Origin of the sequence: Sphingomonas sanguinis (assembly GCF_001476905.1) — a bacterium.
Lineage (GTDB): Bacteria > Pseudomonadota > Alphaproteobacteria > Sphingomonadales > Sphingomonadaceae > Sphingomonas > Sphingomonas sanguinis_B.
Genome location: NZ_LDTE01000171.1, coordinates 1 through 3,945, shown reverse-complemented (window position 1 = coordinate 3,945; position 3,945 = coordinate 1). Strand labels below are relative to the sequence as shown.

The following is a 3,945-nucleotide window of genomic DNA, read 5'->3' as shown; positions in this document are numbered from 1 at the left end:
CCATGGCGTGCTCGCCGAACAGCAGCTCGGCCCATTCCAGCCGCTTGGGCAGCCTGGTAAACGGCCCCCCCACCACGACCGCCGCCCCCGCCGCCCAGACCAGCGGCCAGCGGAAGGGCGATACCGGTGCCTTCAAGATACGCGACAACACGCGCGCCTTGATGACCGAGGTCATGGTCACGCTCATCGCCAGCGCCACGGCGGGACCGGCCGCCGCCCAGGTCTGCGGCCAGCCGAGCGCGCGCATCCCCAGGATCAGCGCGAAGCTGAGGCCGATCTGCACGCCCAGCATCGCGATCGAGATCATCAGGTTGCGGTGCCGCGCGGTATAGACCAGCGCCGATTCGCACACCGCGCCGGTCGAGGCCAGCACCTCGGCGAACAGCAGAAAGGCGAGCGCGGCGGTGCCCGAGACAAATTGCGGGCCGACCACACCCATCACGCCTTCGCCGGGGATCGAGCCCATCAGCGCCAGGCACCCTTGCGCCGCCATGATCCAGAAGGCGACCTGCCGGACCTGCCGCGCGATCGCGCCCATGTCGCCATTGGCCAGGCTCTGGGTGATGACGGGGCCCAGGATCGGGTCGAAGCTGGTCTTCAGCTTCTGCGGCAAGGATGCCACCTGCTGCGCCATGTAATAGATGCCGACGACGCGCGGCTCGAACATCACGCCCAGGATGAAGCGGTCGACATTGCGCGTGCCCCATTCCAGCGCGTCCGCCCCCGCCAGCGGCGCATTGGCGCGGGCGAGCGCGAAGACGCGGGCGAGGTGCGGGCTCCATCCCTGCGGCAGGCCATAGCTGCGCAGGAACGGCACCAGGCTGGCGATCAGTGCCGCGGTCATCGACGCGACATAGGACAGGACGAGGCCGTCGCGGATGGTGAAGAAGGAAAACACCCAGGCCGCGATCGAGATGGTCCAGGGTTCGATCACCGCGCGCGCGGTCACGGTCGCCTTGACGTTGTGGCGATAGGCGAGCGCGGCGAGGCTGACGTCGGACCAGGCGATGGCGACGATGATGCACGGCAGCCACCGGTCCAGCCCGGTGATCGCGCTATTGGGATAGAGAAGCTCGGGGAAGCTCCACAGCACGGTACTCGCCGCGACCGAGGCGAGGAACGCCAGCGCCATCGCGTCCCACACGACATGGACGTGCGGCCGGTCGGTCGAGGCCAGCGCCTGCGCAAGGCCCCGCTTCATACCCAGCGTGGCGATCAGCGCGGCGAGTTCGACCACCACCACCGCGATGGCGAAGCGCCCGACCAGATCGGGGCCGTAGATTCTCCCCGCGATGAACAGGAAGGGGATACGCGCCGCCAGTCGCAGGATGAATCCCGCGATATTAGTCCGCCCGCCTTTCGCAAGCGCATCGATGTCCTGGGATTGGGCCATTAGTGGGGCGTGCCGGCGCGGATCAATGCGCCGCGCCCCAGCTCTTGCCGAAGCCGATCTCGACGCCCAGCGGCACCGACAGCGACACCGCCGGTTCGGCCGCGCCCGCCATCACTTCGCGAATGACCTGGCCTGCCGCTTCGGCATCCGCCTCGGGCGCCTCGAACACCAGTTCGTCGTGCACCTGCAGCAGCATCCGCACATGGCCCAGCCCGGCGGCGGCGAGTGCGGGTTCCATGCGGACCATGGCGCGCTTGATGATGTCGGCGCTGGTCCCTTGGATCGGCGCATTGATCGCGGCGCGCTCGGCCCCCTGCCGCTCGCCCTGGTTGCGCGAGGCGATGCGCGGGAAGTGCGTTTTTCGACCGAACAGAGTCTCGGTAAAGCCCTTCTCGCGCACGCTCGACAGCGTTTCGGCGATGTAGCGGTTGATGCCGGGGAACCGCTCGAAATAGCGGTCGATCATCGCTTGCGCCTCGTCCGCCGACACGTCGAGACGACCGGCCAGGCCCCAGCGCGAAATGCCGTAGAGGATGGCGAAGTTGATCGTCTTGGCCCGCCCGCGCGTGTCGCGATTGACCTCGCCGAACAGCTCCTTGGCGGTCAGGCTGTGGATGTCGTCGCCATTGGCGAAGGCATCGCGCAGGGCGGGTACGTCGGCCATATGTGCGGCGAGGCGCAGCTCGATCTGCGAATAGTCGGCGGCGATCAGAACATGGCCGGGCTCGGCGATGAACGCCTCGCGCAGCTGCCGCCCGACCTCGGTGCGGATCGGAATGTTCTGAAGGTTCGGTTCGGTTGAGGACAGGCGGCCGGTCTGTGCGCCGGTCAGGCTGTAGCTGGTGTGGACGCGGCCGGTCTTGGGGTTGATCTGCGCCTGGAGCGCGTCGGTATAGGTGCTCTTCAGCTTGGAGAGCTGACGCCATTCCAGGATCTTGCGAACGATCTCCGCCGCCTCGCCACCGTCGCGCGCCAGGCGTTCGAGTTCGGTCACGTCGGTCGAATAGACGCCCGACTTGCCCTTGCGCCCGCCCTTCAGGCCGAGGCGGTCGAACAGGATTTCGCCCAGCTGCTTGGGGCTGCCGATGGTGAAGGGGGTGCCCGCCAGCGTGTGGATTTCGCCCTCCAGCGCGGCGATCTGTCCAGCGAACTCGGTCGAGAGTTGCGACAGGCGCTCGCGATCGACCTTGATCCCGCGCCGCTCCATGCCCGCGATGACGGGGACGAGCGGCCGGTCGACCATCTCATACACGCGCGTCGCCTGCTCCATGGGAAGGCGCGCCTTGAACCGCTTCCACAGCCGCAGCGTGACGTCGGCATCCTCGGCGGCGTAGCGGGTCGCGGTCTTCAGATCGACTTCGTGGAAGCCAAGCTGCTTCTTGCCGGTGCCCACCACCTCCTTGAAGGCGAGGCAGGTGTGCGACAGATGCGTCGCGGCCAGCTCGTCCATGCCGTGGCCGTGCAGGCCGGCGTCGAGGTCGAAGCTCAGGACGATGGTGTCGTCATGCGGTGCGATGGCGATGCCGCGCTCGCCCAGCACGATCATGTCGAATTTCAGATTCTGGCCGATCTTCAGGACGGACGGGTCTTCGCAGAGCGCCTTGATCCGCTCCAAGGCCGCCGTGACCGGAATCTGCACCGGCACTTCCGAGAGCAGATCGGTGCCGCCATGCCCCAACGGGATATAGCAGGCCTTGTTGGGCACCAGGCACAGGCTGACCCCGACCAGCTCGGCCTGGGTCGCGTCGGTCGAGCTGGTCTCGGTGTCGATCGCGACGAAGCCCTGGTGACGCGCCTCGGCCACCCACTGGTCGAGCGTGGCGAGGTCCTGCACGGTGATATAGCCGTCGAGATTGCACGGCTCGTCATCGTCCATCGGCGCGGCGGGCGCGGGCTCTCCGGCGGCAGGGGCGGGCGCGGCGTCGTCGGTGATCTGGCCCATCTTGGCGATCAACGAGCGGAAGCCGTGATGCTCCAGAAACGCGCGCAAGGGCGCATCCGGGATGGTCGGATGCAGCGCCAGTTCCTCCAGCGGCTGCGGCAGCGGCGCGTTGCATTCCAGCGTGACCAGCCGCTTCGACAGCCGGGCATTCTCGGCATGTTCGATCAGATTGTCGCGCAGCTTGCCCTTCTTCATCTCGGGCGCGGCGGCGAGGACGGATTCCAAGTCGCCATGCTCGACGATCAGCTTGGAGGCGGTCTTGGGGCCGACACCCGGCACGCCCGGCACGTTATCGACGCTGTCGCCCATCAGCGCGAGCACATCGCCCAGCTGCTTCGGGCCGACGCCGAACTTCTCGACGACATAGGCCTCGCCCAGCCGCCGGTTGTTCATCGTGTCGAGCATATCGAGGCTGCCATCCTCGACCAGCTGCATCAGGTCCTTGTCGCCCGACACGATCGTGACCTGCCAGCCCTGCTCCAATGCGGCGCGGGCGTAGCAGGCGATCAGGTCGTCGGCTTCCAGCCCCATCTCCTCGATGCAGGGCAGCGAGAAGGCGCGGGTGGCGTCGCGGATCATAGGAAACTGGGGGACCAGATCGGGCGGGGGT

2 protein-coding genes are annotated in these 3,945 nt (G+C 67.5%); both read right to left on the bottom strand.

The genetic code is table 11. The features are described 5' to 3' along the window. Nucleotides 1-1,393: lipopolysaccharide biosynthesis protein (locus SB4_RS18175; protein ID WP_058753687.1), on the bottom strand; the 1,393-nt coding region annotated here is incomplete at its 3' end. Between the two features lie 22 nt (nucleotides 1,394-1,415). Next, a partial coding sequence (gene polA / locus SB4_RS18170; RefSeq protein ID WP_058753688.1) for a DNA polymerase I occupies nucleotides 1,416-3,945 on the bottom strand: 2,530 nt, incomplete at its 5' end.